The organism is Pseudomonas sp. GM55, from assembly GCF_000282395.1.
GTDB classification, from domain to species: Bacteria; Pseudomonadota; Gammaproteobacteria; order Pseudomonadales; family Pseudomonadaceae; genus Aquipseudomonas; species Aquipseudomonas fluorescens_CC.
The window spans coordinates 1-17,076 of record NZ_AKJJ01000063.1; the positions used below are offsets into that span (position 1 = coordinate 1).

The 17,076-nt window shown below is 59.2% G+C and carries 14 protein-coding genes; all 14 read right to left on the bottom strand.

Annotation, left to right across the window (positions count from 1 at the left end; all coding sequences use genetic code 11):
* Positions 1-934 (bottom strand): tRNA lysidine(34) synthetase TilS (tilS, locus tag PMI31_RS17560; protein ID WP_008019541.1); only part of this gene is annotated, 934 nt, incomplete at its 3' end.
* 147 nt (positions 935-1,081) lie between these two features.
* Positions 1,082-2,029, bottom strand: a complete 948-nt coding sequence (locus PMI31_RS17565) for an acetyl-CoA carboxylase carboxyltransferase subunit alpha (RefSeq protein WP_007978369.1) — start codon at positions 2,027-2,029, stop codon at positions 1,082-1,084.
* A gap of 139 nt (positions 2,030-2,168) precedes the next feature.
* On the bottom strand, positions 2,169-5,690 hold the full coding sequence (gene dnaE, locus PMI31_RS17570; protein WP_008019542.1) for a DNA polymerase III subunit alpha: 3,522 nt from the start codon (positions 5,688-5,690) through the stop codon (positions 2,169-2,171).
* A 77-nt stretch (positions 5,691-5,767) separates the two neighbouring features.
* Positions 5,768-6,394, bottom strand: coding sequence for a ribonuclease HII (rnhB, locus tag PMI31_RS17575; protein WP_008019543.1), 627 nt, complete (start codon positions 6,392-6,394; stop codon positions 5,768-5,770).
* Positions 6,395-6,405: 11 nt separating this feature from the next.
* Positions 6,406-7,536 (bottom strand): lipid-A-disaccharide synthase, encoded by a 1,131-nt coding sequence (gene lpxB / locus PMI31_RS17580; protein ID WP_008019544.1) that lies wholly within the window; start codon positions 7,534-7,536, stop codon positions 6,406-6,408.
* Between the two features lie 2 nt (positions 7,537-7,538).
* Positions 7,539-8,315, bottom strand: a complete 777-nt coding sequence (gene lpxA / locus PMI31_RS17585; RefSeq protein WP_008019545.1) for an acyl-ACP--UDP-N-acetylglucosamine O-acyltransferase — start codon at positions 8,313-8,315, stop codon at positions 7,539-7,541.
* Positions 8,312-8,752 carry a 3-hydroxyacyl-ACP dehydratase FabZ gene (gene fabZ, locus PMI31_RS17590; protein WP_007978374.1) on the bottom strand — a complete coding sequence of 147 codons (441 nt, stop codon included), beginning with the start codon at positions 8,750-8,752 and terminating at the stop codon, positions 8,312-8,314. The genes lpxA and fabZ overlap by 4 nt, the downstream gene beginning before the upstream one ends.
* A 108-nt stretch (positions 8,753-8,860) precedes the next feature.
* Positions 8,861-9,916, bottom strand: coding sequence for a UDP-3-O-(3-hydroxymyristoyl)glucosamine N-acyltransferase (gene lpxD, locus PMI31_RS17595; protein ID WP_008019546.1), 1,056 nt, complete (start codon positions 9,914-9,916; stop codon positions 8,861-8,863).
* Positions 9,917-9,919: 3 nt separating this feature from the next.
* Positions 9,920-10,423 carry an OmpH family outer membrane protein gene (locus PMI31_RS17600; RefSeq protein ID WP_008000031.1) on the bottom strand — a complete coding sequence of 168 codons (504 nt, stop codon included), beginning with the start codon at positions 10,421-10,423 and terminating at the stop codon, positions 9,920-9,922.
* Positions 10,424-10,468: 45 nt separating this feature from the next.
* Positions 10,469-12,844, bottom strand: a complete 2,376-nt coding sequence (bamA, locus tag PMI31_RS17605) for an outer membrane protein assembly factor BamA (RefSeq protein ID WP_008019547.1) — start codon at positions 12,842-12,844, stop codon at positions 10,469-10,471.
* Between the two features lie 72 nt (positions 12,845-12,916).
* Complete coding sequence (gene rseP / locus PMI31_RS17610; protein WP_008019548.1) at positions 12,917-14,269, bottom strand: sigma E protease regulator RseP; 1,353 nt, start codon at positions 14,267-14,269, stop codon at positions 12,917-12,919.
* A gap of 53 nt (positions 14,270-14,322) precedes the next feature.
* Positions 14,323-15,513, bottom strand: a complete 1,191-nt coding sequence (gene ispC, locus PMI31_RS17615) for a 1-deoxy-D-xylulose-5-phosphate reductoisomerase (RefSeq protein WP_008019549.1) — start codon at positions 15,511-15,513, stop codon at positions 14,323-14,325.
* Positions 15,510-16,316, bottom strand: coding sequence for a phosphatidate cytidylyltransferase (locus PMI31_RS17620; protein WP_008019550.1), 807 nt, complete (start codon positions 16,314-16,316; stop codon positions 15,510-15,512). Before PMI31_RS17620 ends, ispC begins: the two co-directional genes overlap by 4 nt.
* Positions 16,316-17,071, bottom strand: a complete 756-nt coding sequence (uppS, locus tag PMI31_RS17625) for a polyprenyl diphosphate synthase (RefSeq protein ID WP_008019551.1) — start codon at positions 17,069-17,071, stop codon at positions 16,316-16,318. The genes PMI31_RS17620 and uppS overlap by 1 nt, the downstream gene beginning before the upstream one ends.
* Positions 17,072-17,076 lie beyond the last annotated feature (5 nt).

The window sequence follows — 17,076 nt, forward strand, 5'->3', positions numbered from 1 at the left end:
CATCGGCCAGCCGCCACACCGGGCAGGCATCGCCGGTGGCGTCGCGCAAATCCTCCCAACCCGACCAATGGTCGGTGTCCGGCAGGCGGGTCAGCGGTTCCAGCCAGTGGCTGAGCGCATTGCGCTGACGCGCGGCGGAGAGTTTTTCCAGTGAAGCCAGTTCAAGCGACGGCAGACCCAGCCAATCGAATTCACTGACGGTGCGCGCCTGGTTCAAGTCAATCTGTGCCAACTCATCAAGCAGCCCTTGGGCTTCACTAAAATGCGCAGCACTGCGAGCCATGGTCGCCATCGCCTGTGGCCAGCGCGAGGTCAACACCGGGAACACCTGATGACGCAGGAAATTGCGCGAAAAATGTCGGTCCCGATTGGAAGGGTCCTCAATCCAGCGCAGTTGATGCTCCGCCGCATAGGCTTCCAGTTCGGCGCGGGTCGCATCGAGCAAAGGCCGCAGCAGATGCCCTTTACCCAGCGGACGCTGTCGTGGCATGCCCGACAAACCTCTCACTCCGGCTCCACGCAGCAAGCGGAACAACAGGGTTTCCGCCTGATCGTCACGGTGTTGGGCGGTCAGCAGTACTTCACCAGGCCGAATCATTTCGCTGAACGCGCGATAGCGCGCATCCCGGGCCGCCCGCTCCAGACTCGCTCCGGGCTGTACCTGTACACGAACGATCTGCAACGGGACGCCCAGCGCAGCACACACCGAACGACAATGCTCCGGCCACGCATCGGCCACAGCTTGAAGACCGTGATGAACATGGATGGCGCTCAGCACCGGCAGGGATTCGGTTTTTGCGAGGTGTGCCAGGAGGTGCAGCAGGACGGTGGAGTCCAGGCCTCCCGAGAAGGCGATGCGCCAGGTCGCAGCATTGCGCCACGGGGCAAGATTCAGCAAAAGCCGTGTGGGCAGATCACGCGAGGGCTGATTCATGTCGATCACTTTACGCCATACAAATGTGGGAGCGGGCTTGCTCGCGAAGACGGTAGAACAGCCAACATATTCGTTGGATGTTACATCGCTTTCGCGGGCAAGCCCGCTCCCACAGTGTTTTCTGTCGTTGGCCGAAACGGCGTCAGATCAGAGGCCGTAGCTCATCAGACGATCGTAACGGCGCTTCAGCAGCGCATCGTTGTCGAACTTTTTCAGCATCGCCAGTTGCGAGCTCAGTTCGGCGCGGATCGATGCAGCTGCAGCGGCCGGGTCACGGTGCGCGCCACCCAATGGCTCGCCAATCACCTTGTCCACGATGCCCAGGCCTTTGAGGCGCTCGGCGGTGATGCCCATCGCTTCTGCGGCATCCGGTGCTTTCTCGGCGGTTTTCCACAGAATCGAAGCGCAACCTTCCGGCGAAATCACCGCGTAGGTCGAGTATTGCAGCATGTTCAACTGGTCGCAGACGCCAATCGCCAGTGCCCCACCGGAACCACCCTCACCGATCACGGTGGCGATGATTGGGGTTTTCAGGCGCGCCATTACCCGCAGGTTCCAGGCAATCGCTTCGCTCTGGTTGCGCTCTTCAGCGTCGATGCCAGGGTAGGCGCCCGGGGTATCGATGAAGGTCAGGATCGGCATTTTGAATCGTTCGGCCATTTCCATCAGACGGCAAGCCTTGCGGTAGCCTTCCGGACGCGGCATGCCGAAGTTACGGCGAACCTTCTCGCGCACTTCACGGCCTTTCTGGTGACCGATAACCATCACCGGCTTGTCATCCAGACGGGCAATACCGCCAACGATTGCAGCGTCGTCGGAGAAGTGACGGTCACCGTGCAGTTCGTCGAACTCGGTGAAGATGTGTTCGATGTAGTCCAGGGTATACGGACGTTTCGGATGACGCGCCAGACGTGCGATCTGCCAGCTGGTCAGCTTGCCGAAGATATCTTCGGTCAGCGTTTTGCTCTTATCCTGCAGGCGGGAGATCTCATCGCCGATATTCAGCGAATTGTCATTACCGACCAAGCGCAACTCTTCGATCTTGGCTTGCAGGTCGGCGATCGGCTGTTCGAAATCTAGAAAATTCGGGTTCATAGGCGTCCGTCTTGGGTCGAGTCCCAAGTGATCTTGGGCCGGCCGGTTGTCTATTCGCGCCCTACCTTAAGGGACAGGCGCGCTGAGGTCGAGATTAAAAATTCAGGTCAAGGTCAGGGCAATCTGATAGCACTGACCGTCAACGGTATTGGAGGAAGACGTTGTCTCGCCCGAACTGGTCACGCAGGGCTTGAATCAACGCATCCGCCGGGTCGATCCGCCAGCCCTCGCCGAACTGCAACAAGGCCTTCGCATCAGGGCTGGTGTAGTCCATGGTGATCGGGCATGCACCGCGGTGACGCTTCAACAGTTCGCCCAGCCAGCGTAGCTGATCGCCTTTCAGATCCTTGGCATGCAGCTTCAGACGCAGGCTTTCGGCCAGATTGGTGCGCGCATCTTCCATGCTCATCACCCGCTTGACCCGCAACTTCAGGCCACCGGAGAAGTCGTCGTTGCTGACCTCACCTTCGACCACCACCATCGCGTCGGTCTGCAACAGTGACTGCGCAGAATGGAATGCCTCGGAAAACAGCGAGGCCTCGATCCGTCCAGAGCGGTCGTCAAGGGTGATGAACCCCATCTTGTCGCCCTTTTTGTTCTTCATCACCCGCAAGGCGATGATCATCCCGGCGACCGTCTGGGTATCACGCGCAGGTTTCAGATCGATGATGCGCTGACGGGCGAAGCGACGGATTTCACCTTCGTATTCGTCGATCGGGTGACCGGTCAGGTACAGGCCGAGGGTGTCTTTCTCCCCCTTCAGGCGCTCCTTGAGGGTCAGCTCCTTGGCCTTGCGGTGATTGGCATAGACGTCGGCGTCTTCTTCGACAAACAGGCCGCCAAACAAGTCGGAGTGACCACTGTCCTGGGTGCGCGCAGTCTGTTCGGCCGCCTTGATCGCTTCTTCCATGGCCGTCAGCAGCACTGCGCGATTGCGGTCGATGTTGGCCTGGTAGGCTTTTTGCTCATCGTGGAAATACGGCCCGAGGCGATCCAGGGCACCGCTGCGGATCAAACCGTCGAGGGTGCGCTTGTTGATACGCTTGAGGTCGACCCGCGCGCAGAAATCGAACAGATCCTTGAACGGACCGGCCAGACGCGCTTCGGTAATCGCCTCGACCGGGCCCTCACCCACGCCCTTGATTGCGCCCAGGCCGTAGATGATCCGGCCTTCGTCGTTCACCGTGAACTTGAATTCGGAAGTGTTCACGTCCGGCGCGTCGAGACGCAGCTTCATGGTCCGCACTTCTTCGATCAAGGTCACGACCTTGTCGGTGTTATGCATATCCGCCGACAGTACCGCGGCCATGAACGGCGCCGGGTAGTGCGCCTTCAGCCACGCGGTCTGGTACGACACCAGGCCATAAGCAGCGGAGTGCGACTTGTTGAAGCCGTAACCGGCGAATTTTTCCACCAGGTCGAAAATGTTACCGGCAAGGTCCGCGTCGATATTGTTGGTGGCGCAACCTTCAATGAAGCCACCGCGCTGCTTGGCCATTTCCTCGGGTTTTTTCTTACCCATGGCTCGACGCAGCATGTCCGCACCACCGAGGGTGTAACCAGCCATGACCTGGGCAATCTGCATCACCTGTTCCTGATACAGGATGATGCCGTAAGTCGGTGCCAGTACTGGCTTGAGGCCTTCGTACTGGTAGTCCGAGTGCGGGTACGCCAGCTCGGCGCGACCGTGCTTACGGTTGATGAAGTCGTCCACCATGCCCGATTGCAGCGGGCCCGGACGGAACAGCGCCACCAGTGCGATCAAGTCTTCCAGGCAGTCGGGCTTGAGCTTTTTGATCAGCTCTTTCATGCCCCGGGATTCAAGCTGGAACACGGCCGTGGTTTCGGCTTTTTGCAGCAAAGTGTAGGTCGGCTTGTCGTCCAGCGGGATGAACGCGATATCCAGCGGCGGCTCGTTGACCTTGGCGCGGTCACGGTTGATGGTTTTCAGCGCCCAGTCGATGATCGTCAGGGTTCGCAGGCCGAGGAAGTCGAACTTCACCAGGCCGGCCGCCTCGACGTCGTCCTTGTCGAACTGGGTTACCAGACCGTCACCGGCCTCGTCGCAATAAATCGGCGAGAAGTCGGTCAGCTTGGTTGGCGCGATAACCACACCACCGGCGTGCTTGCCGACGTTACGCACAACGCCTTCGAGCTTGCGGGCCATTTCCCAGATTTCCGCGGCTTCTTCATCGACCTTGATGAAGTCGCGCAGGATCTCTTCCTGCTCGTAGGCCTTTTCCAGGGTCATGCCGACTTCGAACGGAATCATCTTCGACAGACGGTCCGCCAGGCCATAGGACTTGCCCTGCACCCGCGCCACGTCGCGGACCACAGCCTTGGCGGCCATGGAACCGAAGGTGATGATCTGGCTTACCGCGTTGCGGCCGTACTTCTCGGCCACGTAGTCGATCACCCGGTCACGACCGTCCATGCAGAAGTCGACGTCGAAGTCGGGCATCGATACCCGTTCCGGGTTGAGGAAACGTTCGAACAGCAGGTCGTATTCCAGCGGATCGAGGTCGGTGATCTTCTGCACATAGGCCACCAGCGATCCGGCACCCGATCCACGGCCAGGACCCACCGGCACGCCGTTGTTCTTGGCCCACTGGATAAAGTCCATCACGATCAGGAAGTAACCGGGGAAGCCCATCTGGATGATGATATCCAGCTCGAAATTCAGCCGGTCGACATAGACCTGACGCTTGGCCTCGTAGTCTTCGGTGGTGTCTTTGGGCAGCAGTACCGCCAGCCGCTCCTCCAGACCTTCGAACGAGACCTTGCGGAAGTATTCGTCGATGGTCATGCCATCGGGTATCGGGAAGTTGGGCAGGAAGTGCGTACCCAGCTTCACTTCGATGTTGCAGCGCTTGGCGATCTCGACGGTGTTTTCCAGCGCCTCGGGAATGTCGCTGAACAGCTCGGCCATTTCCTCGGCGCTTTTGAGGTACTGCTGATCGCTGTAATTCTTCGAACGCCGCGGATCGTCGAGGGCACGGCCCTCACCGATGCAAACGCGGGTTTCGTGGGCGGCGAAGTCTTCCTGCTTGATGAAGCGCACGTCATTGGTCGCCACAAGCGGCGCGCCGAGCTTCTCGGCGAGGGCCACGGCGCCGTGCAGTTGTTCTTCATCGTTGGGGCGGTTGGTGCGCTGGATTTCCAGGTAGAAACGATCCGGAAACACTTCCATCCATTCGCGGGCCAGGGTTTCGGCCTCGGCGGGGTTGCCGCTGAGCATGGCCTGGCCGATTTCGCCTTCCTTGGCCGCTGACAGCATGATCAGGCCGGCGTTGGCTTCAGCGACCCATTCGCGCTCGATGATGATCGCGCCATTGCGCTGACCATCGATAAAGCCGCGGGAAATAAGCTCGGTGAGGTTGCGGTAGCCTTCGGCGTTCATCACCAGCAGGCTGATCCGGCTCAGCGGATTGTCCGGATCCTTGTTCGACAACCACAGGTCGGCGCCACAGATCGGCTTGATCCCGGCACCCATGGCGTTTTTATAGAATTTGACCAGGGAACACATGTTGTTCTGGTCGGTGACCGCTACGGCAGGCATGTTCATGCCGACCAGGGTCTTGACCAGCGGCTTGATCCGCACCAGACCGTCGACCAGGGAGTATTCAGTGTGCAGGCGTAGGTGAACGAATGAAGCCGGCATAGTGATCCTGTCTGTGAGCGTGAAGACAACAAGGCCCGGATTGTACCGGGCCTTGGTAGAAAAAATCAGCCTTGCGACTAACTCTCGATGAGACCTTCCCGCGCCTCATACGCCAGCCGCACCGGAGCAAACGATCGCCGGTGAATCGGGGTCGGGCCAAGACGGGCGAGCGCTTCCAGATGAACGGGTGTCGGGTAGCCTTTATGCCCGCCGATGCCGTAACCCGGATATATCAGTTCGAACGCGGCCATTTCCCGGTCGCGACTGACCTTGGCCAGAATCGATGCCGCCGCGATGGCCGGTACCTTGCTGTCACCCTTGACCACCGCCTCGGAGCGCATTGGCAGCTTAGGGCAACGGTTGCCGTCGATCATCGCCAGTTTCGGTTGAATGTGCAGCCCCGCCACTGCACGCTGCATCGCCAGCATGGTGGCGTGCAGGATATTCAGTTCGTCGATTTCTTCGACTTCGGCGCGAGCGATGCACCAGCTCAGGGCTTTTTCGCAGATTTCGTCGTAGAGCTTTTCGCGACGGGCCTCGGTGAGCTTCTTCGAATCGTTCAGGCCGAGGATCGGGCGATTCGGGTCAAGAATCACCGCCGCCGTCACTACCGCGCCACAGAGCGGGCCGCGACCGACTTCATCGACGCCGGCAACCAACTCTTCGACTTCCGCCACCAGGGTGAAATCCAGCCCCATCTGCATGTTCGTTTTACTCATTTTTCTTGGCCGATCAGGTTCAGCACTGCGTCCGCAGCCTGGTTGGAGGCATCCAGACGCAGGGTCCGGTGAATCTCATCAAATCCGCGGGTCTGCTCTTCCCCACCCCCGATCAATGGTGACAACGTCTGGGCCAGCGCTTCGACCGTGGCATCGTCCTGCAACAACTCGGGCACCAACAGACGCTGGGCCAACAAGTTCGGCAACGAAATGTAAGGGCTTTTCACCATGCGCTTGAGAATCCAGAACGTCAGCGGCGCCAGGCGATAGGCGACCACCATCGGCCGCTTGTAGAGCAATGCTTCAAGCGTTGCGGTGCCGGAGGCAATCAACACCGCATCGCACGCTGCCAGGGCGAGATGAGACTGTCCATCGAGCAGGGTCAGCGGCAGATCACGACCGGCCAACAGTTCTTCGAGCTGTGCGCGACGCTGTGGACTGGCGCATGGCATGACAAACCGCACCCCGGGGCGTAACGCCCGCAGGCGCTGCGCGGTATCGAGAAACAACGCACCGAGCCGACCCACTTCACCACCACGGCTGCCGGGCATCAACGCCACCAGCGGCCCGTCGGGCAAACCGAGTTCGGCCCGCGCAGCAGCGCGATCGGCTTCGAGTGGAATGGCATCGGCCAGGGTATGGCCGACGAACCGCACCGGTACGCCTTTCTCTTCGTAGAATCTGGCTTCGAACGGGAACAGCGTGAGCATCAGGTCGCAGCCTTCGCGAATCTTCAGCACGCGTTTCTGCCGCCAGGCCCAGACCGACGGGCTGACGTAATGCACGGTCTTGATCCCGGCCTGGCGCAGTTTGAGTTCGATATTGAGGTTGAAGTCCGGTGCATCGATCCCGATGAACACGTCCGGCTTCGCGGCGATCAGGTCGGCGACCAGCTTTTTGCGCCGCGCCAGCAACTCGCGCAGGCGGCCCAGGACTTCCACCAGCCCCATCACTGACAGGCGCTCCATCGGGAAGTACGGGGTCAGGCCCTCGGCCTGCATCAGCGGACCACCAACACCGATGAACTCGACGGCCGGGTGACGAGCCTTGAGCGCGCGCATGAGGCCCGCACCCAGAATGTCACCGGAAGCCTCACCCGCTACCAGCGCAATACGCAGATTGGCCATGATCAGCGGGTGATGCCGCGAGTCGAAGACTGGATGGAATCACGGAACACCGCCACTTCCGGATACTGGGCCGACGGTTCGGCCAGTTCGGCGAGCGCCTGTTCCACGGTCAGGCCCTGGCGGTACACCACTTTGTAGGCGCGACGCAGCGCGTGGATCGCATCTTCGCTGAAGCCTCGACGGCGCATGCCCTCGAAGTTCATGCTACGGGCTTCGGCAGGGTTGCCGAACACCGTGACATACGCAGGAACATCCTTGCCGATCGCGGTACCCATGCCTGAGAAGCTGTGGGCGCCAATGTGGCAATACTGATGAACCAGGGTGAAGCCGGAGAGGATCGCCCAGTCCTCCACGTGCACATGGCCCGCCAGTGCGGTGTTGTTCACCAGAATGCAGTGGTTGCCGATTACGCTGTCGTGGCCGATGTGGGCATACGCCATGATCAGGTTGTGATCGCCCAGGGTGGTTTCCGAGCGGTCCTGGATGGTGCCACGGTGAATCGTCACGCCTTCACGGATGACGTTGTGATCACCTATCACCAGGCGGGTTTCCTCGCCCTTGTACTTCAGGTCAGGGGTGTCTTCACCCACCGAGGAAAACTGGTAGATGCGATTGTGCTTACCGATACGGGTCGGGCCCTTGAGGATTACGTGTGGCCCGATGACTGTCCCCTCGCCGATTTCCACACCTGCGCCAACGATCGACCACGGGCCGACCTCGACGCCCTCAGCCAGAACGGCTGTCGGATCGATGATTGCACGAGGGTCAATCAAACTCATAGCTTGCGTTCCGCACAGATGATTTCAGCGGAGCAGACAGGCTTGCCATCGACCGAAGCCTGGCACTCGAATTTCCAGATCTGACGCTTGCAGCTGATGAACTTGGCTTCAAGGATCAGCTGATCGCCTGGCAGCACCGGCTGGCGAAAGCGCAGCTTGTCGGAGCCGACGAAGTAATAAAGAGTGCCGTCGGCCGGTTTCACGTCGAGCATTTTGAAACCAAGGATCCCGGCAGCCTGAGCCATGGCCTCGATGATCAACACGCCCGGCATGATTGGATGCGCAGGGAAGTGACCATTGAAGAACGGCTCGTTGATGCTGACATTCTTGTAGGCGCGAATGCGCTTGCCTTCAACATCCAGCTCCACTACCCGGTCCACCAGCAGGAACGGGTAACGGTGAGGCAGGTATTCGCGAATCTCGTTGATGTCCATCATTTCGGGGGGAAGCCTATGTAAAGATTGGGGGCGCGCGACTGGCGCACGCTCCACTAGCAAATCAGGGACGCAGTCTAGCGGCTGCGCGCACTTGATATGGAAATGGTATCAGCCATCTGATGAAGCATTACCGTCAGGGGTCACTTCCCCTACCTGCTTTTCCAGCTGGCGCAAACGTCGCGCGATGTCATCGAGCTGACGAATGCGTGCCGCGCTTTTGCGCCACTCGGCTGCCGGCTGCATGGCCGTACCGGAAGAATAGGCGCCTGGCTCGGTAATCGAGTGGGTCACCATGGTCATCCCGGTGATGAAAACGTTGTCGCAAATTTCAATATGCCCCACCAGGCCTACACCACCGGCGAGCATGCAATGCTTGCCGATTTTGGTGCTGCCGGAGATCCCGACGCACGCCGCCATGGCGGTGTGATCACCAACCTGAACGTTGTGGGCAATCTGAATCTGGTTATCGAGCTTCACGCCGTTGCCGATGATGGTATCGGCCAACGCACCGCGGTCTATAGCGGTGTTAACGCCGATTTCCACATCATCGCCGATCAGCACACCACCAATCTGGGCGATTTTCTGCCAGATGCCTTTTTCATTGGCAAAGCCGAAGCCTTCGCCGCCGAGCACCGCACCGGACTGAATGACGACCCGCTTGCCGACGCGAACGTCGTGATACAAGGTCACACGCGGCGCGAGCCAGCCACCCTCACCCACCACGCTGCGAGCGCCGATGAAGCAATGCGCGCCGACAGTCGTACCGGCTGCAACCTGCGCACCACTTTCGATCACCACAAACGCACCGATACTCGCCGCAGGATCGACCACCGCATCCGCGGCGATCACCGCCGTCGGATGTATGCCGGCGGCGGCCTTGGGCTTTGGATCGAACAGGTGGGAAACACGTGCGTAGGCCGCGTAAGGATCCGGCACCACCAGTACATCCCCGGAATGCCCTTCGGCATCAGCGGCTTTCAGCAACAGGGCCGCCGCCTGACTGCCTGCCAGGTATTTACGGTATTGGGGGTTTGCAAGAAAGCTCAACTGAGCTGGGCCAGCCTCCTGCAAGGTGGCTAGCCCAGTAATTGCTTTCTCGGGGTCGCCACGTAACGTGGCGCCGAGGAACTCGGCCAACTGGCCGAGCTTAATGGTCACAGTCATGGATTACTTCAGCTGATTCATGCGCTCGATAACCTGGCGAGTGATGTCGTACTGAGGCTTGACATCGATCACTGCGCCACGCTCGAAGACCAGGTCATAAGCACCTTTCTTGATGACTTCTTCCACAGCGCTGTCCAGTTTCGGCTTGAGCTGCTTCAGCATTTCACGGTCGGCAACGGCTTTGGCTTCGTTGAGTTCCTTGGACTGGAACTGGAAGTCACGGGCCTTTTGCTTGAATTCAAGCTCCAGACGCTCGCGCTCGCCCTGCTGCATTTTGTCGCCACCAGCCATCAGGCGGTCCTGAATGCCCTTGGCGCTGCTTTCCAGCGTCTTGAGCTTGGTCAGCTGAGGACCGAACTTCTTCTCGGCATCCACGGCGTATTTCTTGGCCGCATCGGACTCCAGCAGAGCCATCTGATAGTTCAAAACGGCAATTTTCATGTCGGCAAATGCCGGACCAGCGACCAGTACGCTGGCCAGGAGAACCAATTGAGTCAACTTACGCACGATGCACTCCTACAAAATTCATTGTCGTTATCTTGGGTCAGACGCTTAGAACGTCTGGCCGAGGGAAAATTGGAACACTTGAGTCTCAGCGTTATCCGGTTTCTTGACTGGCGTGGCCAACGCGAAACTCAGAGGACCCAGTGCGGTGACCCAGGTCACACCTACACCAACAGAACTGGCCATGTTGCTCAGACTAATGTCGTTGCACTTGGTGTTGGACTTCGTGCCATCCGCGTTTGTGGTATCCGAGCAAGATGAATCGAATACGTTACCCACATCCCAGAATACCGAGGTGCGCAGGGAGCGTTGATCCTTGACGAACGGCAGCGGGAACAGGACTTCCACACCGCCCTGGATCAGGACGTTACCACCGAACGGCAGTGGATCCTGGTCCGGGTCAAACTGGGTGCCAGGGTTCTTGCCGGTACTTGGTGTACTGCGAGGCCCCAGGGAACTGTCCTTGAAACCACGTACCGAGTTGAAACCACCAGCATAGTAGTTTTCATAGAATGGCAAGCCGTCGGTCGAACCGTAACCATCGCCATAACCCAACTCGGTATGCAGGCGCATGGTGTAGCTCTCGGACAATGGCTGGAACAGCTGGCCACGGTAGTCGAGCTTGAAGAACGACAGGTCGCTGCCTGGAATCGTGGATTCCAGCACCAGGCTCTGGGAATGGCCACGGGTGGCGAGCACGCCCTTGTTCAGGGTGGACTCGGACCAGCCGGCCGAAGCCTTGAAGTTCAGGTACTGATCGCCTTCCTTGTTAACGAAGTCGAAAATCTCGTCGACGGTGAAAACGCCAGTCTTGATCTTGTCCTGCTGCGCATTCAGGCCGAAGGTCAGACGCGAAGTCTCGCTGATTGGATAACCGACACTCACACCGGCACCCAGGCTGTCTACAGCGTAGCTGGCGACGTCGGTATCGAGCTCATCGTAGTCAGTCGTGCGATAGAACGCGTTGTAACCCAGGCTCACGCCATCGGCGGTCCAGTAGGGGTCGACGAAACCGAAGTTATAGCGGGTCTGGTATTGGCTTTTGGTCAAGCCGACGCTGACCTTGTTACCGGTACCCAGGAAGTTGTTCTGGGTGATCGAACCACCGAGGATCAGGCCGGCGCTCTGGGCAAAACCGACGCTGGCGGTGATCGAACCGGAAGCCTGCTCTTCAACGCTGTAGTTGACGTCCACCTGGTCATCGACACCCGGCACGGCCGGTGTCTCGACGTTGACTTCCTTGAAGAAGCCCAGACGCTCCAGACGGGTCTTGGATTGGTCGATCAGGTAGGTCGAAGCCCAGCCGCCTTCCATCTGACGCATCTCACGACGCAGCACTTCGTCTTCGGACTTGGTGTTGCCACGGAAGTTGATGCGGTTCACGTAAGCACGCTTGCCCGGATCGACCGCAAACAGGATGTCTACGGTGTGATCTTCATCGTGCGGTTGAGGCACGCCGTTGACGTTGGCGAAGGTATAACCTTCGTTACCCAGACGACGGGTGATCAGTTCGGAGGTGGTGGTCATCAGCTTGCGCGAGAACACCTGGCCTTTTTGCACCAGCAGCAGGGACTTGACCTGGTCTTCAGGGACTTTCAGGTCGCCGCTGAGCTTGACGTCACGAACGGTGTATTTCTCGCCTTCGTTGACGTTGACGGTGATGTAGACGTGTTTCTTGTCCGGCGTAATGGATACCTGAGTCGAAGCGATATCCATGTTGATATAGCCACGGTCCAGGTAGTAGGAACGCAGGCGCTCCAGGTCACCGGACAGTTTTTCACGGGCGTACTTGTCGTCGTTCTTGAAGAACGACAACCAGTTGGTGGTCTTGAGTTCGAACAGGTCGATCAGGTCTTCATCGGGGAAAACCGTGTTGCCCACCACGTTGATGTGCTGGATGGCTGCAACGGTACCTTCGTTGATATTGACCTTCAGGCCAACGCGGTTACGCGGCTGCGGCACCACCTCGGTATCGACGGTGGCCGAGTAGCGACCCTGGGCGACGTACTGGCGCTGCAGTTCGTTACGCACACCTTCAAGGGTGGCACGCTGGAAGATCTCGCCTTCGGCCAGACCGGATTGCTTGAGGCCTTTCATCAGGTCTTCGGTAGAGATCGCCTTGTTGCCTTCGATCTCGATACTGGCGACAGACGGGCGCTCGACTACAGTGATGACAAGGACGTTGCCATCGCGGCCCAGCTGGATATCTTGAAAGAAACCGGTTTTGAACAACGCACGAGTGGATTCCACCAGGCGACGATCATCCGCCTGTTCACCGACGTTCAACGGCAAAGCACCAAAGACGCTACCCGCGGAGACCCGCTGGAGGCCATTGACGCGAATATCAGAGATAGTGAAGGACTCGGCGTGAACTTCGGCGATCATCAATACGGTGAGAACCGCAGTTAGCAGCAGACGTTTCATGAAGTCCTTTCTTATTCCAACTGGCAATAAACAAACTGCCGCAAAATGCGGCAGATTCGCAATTCAGCGACGTTACAGACGACCCAGATCATTGACCAGAGCAAGCAACATCACTCCGATCACCAAACTGATACCGATCTGTATCCCCCAACCTTGCACCCGATCCGACAAGGGACGACCACGCGCCCACTCGATCAGATAAAACAACAAATGCCCCCCATCCAGTACCGGAATGGGCAACAAATTCAGAACACCCAGGCTAATACTCAGATAAGCAAGGAAATTCAGGAAATCAGCAACACCCGACTGGGCCGAAGCGCCCGCCACTTTAGCAATGGTTATCGGTCCACTCAAGTTTTTTACCGAGAGCTCACCGAACAACATTTTCTTCAGTGAATCGAGGGTCAGCACGCTCATGGTCCAGGTGCGTCGAGCCCCCTCGCCAATCGCTGCCAATGGCCCGTAACTGACCTCGCGAATCATCTCCGGCGGCCAATCGACAGCCTTCACCCCTGCCCCCAGGTAACCGCTGGGTGACTTGCTCTCGCCGCGAGCGGCCAGTGTCACCGGGACGTCGATTTGAGCACCGTCACGCTCGACCCGCAGCATGATTTTGGTACCAGGATGCATACGCACGGTATCGACGACCTGCTGCCAGTCATCCAGCGTACGACCATCGAGTGCCAGCAGCCGGTCACCGGTTTTCAGGCCGGCAGCCTGGGCCGGCCCCTTTGGATCGAGTTCGGCCAGCACAGGCGGCAATGCCGGACGCCACGGGCGAATCCCCAACGAATGGATAGGGTCGGGTTCATTAGCCCCCTTAAGCCATTTGTCCAGCACAAGTTCACGAGGAGAATCGGTCGTGGAGCCTTGTTCGCGAACCATTATCTGCAACGAGCCGCTTTCGCCCAGACGACGAACCAGTTGCAAGTTCACCGCCCCCCAGCCGGAAGTCGCTTCGCCATCAATGGCCACGATCTCCTCGCCCGGGCTCAATCCCGCCTTGGCCGCGATACTGCCGGACTCGACAGCCCCGATGACCGGACGCACCTGCTCGCTACCGAGCATTGCCAGCCCCCAGAAGAAAACCAATGCCAGCAGGAAGTTGGCAATCGGCCCCGCCGCTACGATGGCAATGCGCTGACGAACGGATTTGCGATTGAAGGCTTGATCAAGCTTATCGAGCGCTACTTCACCTTCGCGCTCGTCGAGCATTTTCACGTAGCCGCCCAACGGGATGGCTGCAACGACAAATTCGGTGCCTTGCTTGTCGTGCCAGCGCAGCAACGGCATGCCGAAGCCAACGGAGAAGCGCAGCACCTTGACCCCACAGCGACGCGCGACCCAAAAATGGCCGAACTCGTGGAAGGTAACCAGCACACCCAGAGCGACCAGGGTGCCGACAATCATATAGAGCGCGCTCATCTACTTTCTCCGCAAACCTGTCCGCTGCTGCCTGGATCAACTATCCGCAGCACTTACCGCCCGTGACGGCTCAACCATTGTCCGGCCAGCAATCGCGCCTTCGCGTCTGCCGTGAACACTGCATCGAGATCATCCACTGCCACTACGGGCTCAAGATTCAGTACTTCCTCGATGATACTCGCGATTTCCGGATATCGAACCCGCTCGTCGAGAAATGCCGCCACTGCCACTTCATTCGCCGCATTAAGCATCGCCGGTGCGCTGTTACCCGCCTCGGCCGCCTGACGGGCCAGGCGCAAGCAAGGGAAACGCTCTTCATCGGGCGCCTGGAAGTCCAGCCGTGCAATGGCAAACAGATCCAGCGGCGCCACACCCGAGTCGATCCGCTCTGGCCAGGCCAGGGCATTGGCGATGGGCGTGCGCATGTCCGGATTACCCAGCTGCGCCAAGACAGAACCATCGACGTAGTCGACCAGCGAATGGATCACACTTTGCGGGTGAATCACCACCTCGACCTGCGATGGCCGGGCGTCGAACAGCCAGCAGGCTTCGATCAACTCAAGCCCCTTGTTCATCATGCTGGCCGAGTCAACGGAGATTTTTCGCCCCATGGACCAGTTCGGGTGCGCACACGCCTGATCAGGTGAAACATGCGCCAGTTCAGCCAGTGGCGTCTGCCGGAACGGACCGCCGGAAGCCGTCAGTAAAATCCGACGTACGCCGACCGCCTCAAGGCCACGGGCATAATCGAGCGGCATGCACTGGAAAATCGCGTTGTGCTCGCTATCGATCGGCAGCAACACCGAGCCACTCTTGCGTACCGCCTGCATAAACAGCGCGCCGGACATGACCAGCGCTTCCTTGTTGGCCAGGAGGATCTTTTTGCCAACTTCGACTGCCGCCAGTGTCGGGCGCAATCCCGCTGCGCCGACGATGGCCGCCATGACCGTATCGACTTCCGGATCGGAAGCGACCTGACACAAACCTTCCTCCCCCACCAGAACACGGGTCGAAAGACCCGCCGCGCGCAAGTCATCCTGCAAGGTGCGGGCAGCAGCGACTTCAGGCACGACCGCGAACCGCGGGACATGGCGCACGCAGAGGGCCAGCAATTCGCTCAAGCGCGTAAAGCCACTCAAGGCAAAGACCTGATATCGATCAGGATGGCGAGCGATGACGTCGAGCGTACTCAGGCCAATCGAGCCGGTCGCACCCAGAACGGTAATCTGTTGTGGGCGGCTCATGGGGCCGCCATCCACAACAGTACAGCGAACAGCGGAATCGCTGCCGTCAGGCTGTCGATACGATCCAGCACGCCACCGTGACCCGGAAGCAGGTTGCTGCTGTCCTTGATCCCGGACTGGCGCTTGAACATGCTTTCAGTGAGATCGCCCACCACCGAAATGAACACGATCAACGCGGCACCGATCAACCCTTTGAACAGCTCGGCCACTGTCCAGTCGCGCACCAGGCCAACGAATGTGGTAATGACCAGACTCAGCGCCAGACCACCGTACACGCCTTCCCAGCTTTTGCCCGGACTGACCTGCGGTGCGAGCTTGCGCTTGCCGAAAGCACGACCGGAGAAGTAGGCACCAATATCGGCACCCCAGACCAACACCATCACCGCCAGGATCAGCAAGTTACCCAGCGGGTATTGCTTGATCTGCACCAGACCTTGCCAGGCCGGCAGGAGAATCAACAGGCCGATCACCAACTTGGTCGCCGCACTGGACCAGCGTTCGCTCGACCGCGGATAGGTCAGCACCAGATACGTCGCCACCGTCCACCACAATACCGAAGCACCCAATACCCAAGGCGCGAGGCCGGGCAGGATGTACATGAGGAACAGCATCAAAGCGACCACAGCGGCATAGCCGACGCGGAACGCTTTACCGGCGAAACCCGCCAGACGCGCCCACTCCCAGGCACCGACGGTTACGACCAGCCCGATGAACAGTGCAAAACCGGAACCTTCAAGCAGGAAAAATCCGCACAGGGCAATCGGCAGCAGGATCAGTGCGGTGATGATTCGTTGTTTAAGCATTAAACCCGGGCTCCAGCCTCGACCTGCTCGCTCGTTCTACCGAAGCGGCGCTGGCGGGAAGCGAAATCGGCCAGCGCATTGCGCATGGCATCGTGTTTGAAGTCCGGCCAGAACAGGTCGGAGAAATACAACTCGGCATAGGCCAGCTGCCAGAGCAGGAAGTTGCTGATGCGGTGCTCGCCACCGGTACGGATACACAGGTCCGGCAACGGCAGATCGCCCGTGGCCAGGCAGGTCTGCAGCAGATCAGGCGTGATGTCTTCCGGACGCAAGTGTCCGGCCTGAACCTCTCGCGCCAGTCGTTGCGCAGCTTGCGCGATATCCCACTGACCACCGTAATTGGCGGCGATCTGCAGGATAAAACGATTGGCGCCAGCCGTCATGGCTTCAGCTTCGCGCATGGCAGCCTGCAGCTCGGGATGAAAGCGCGAGCGGTCACCAATGATGCGCAGGCTGATGTTGTTGTCGTTGAGGCGCCTGGCCTCACGACGTAGCGCCTTGAAGAACAGATCCATCAAGGCACTGACCTCATCGGCCGGACGCTGCCAGTTCTCGCTGGAAAAGGCGAACAGGGTCAGCACTTCGACCTTGGCCTCGGCGCAGACTTCAATGACCGCACGCACCGCATCCACACCCGCTTTATGCCCGGCGACACCCGGCATAAAGCGTTTTTTCGCCCAGCGATTGTTACCATCCATGATGATCGCGACATGGCGCGGCACCGCGGAAGGTGCAGTCTGCTTGGTCTTTTCCATGAAAA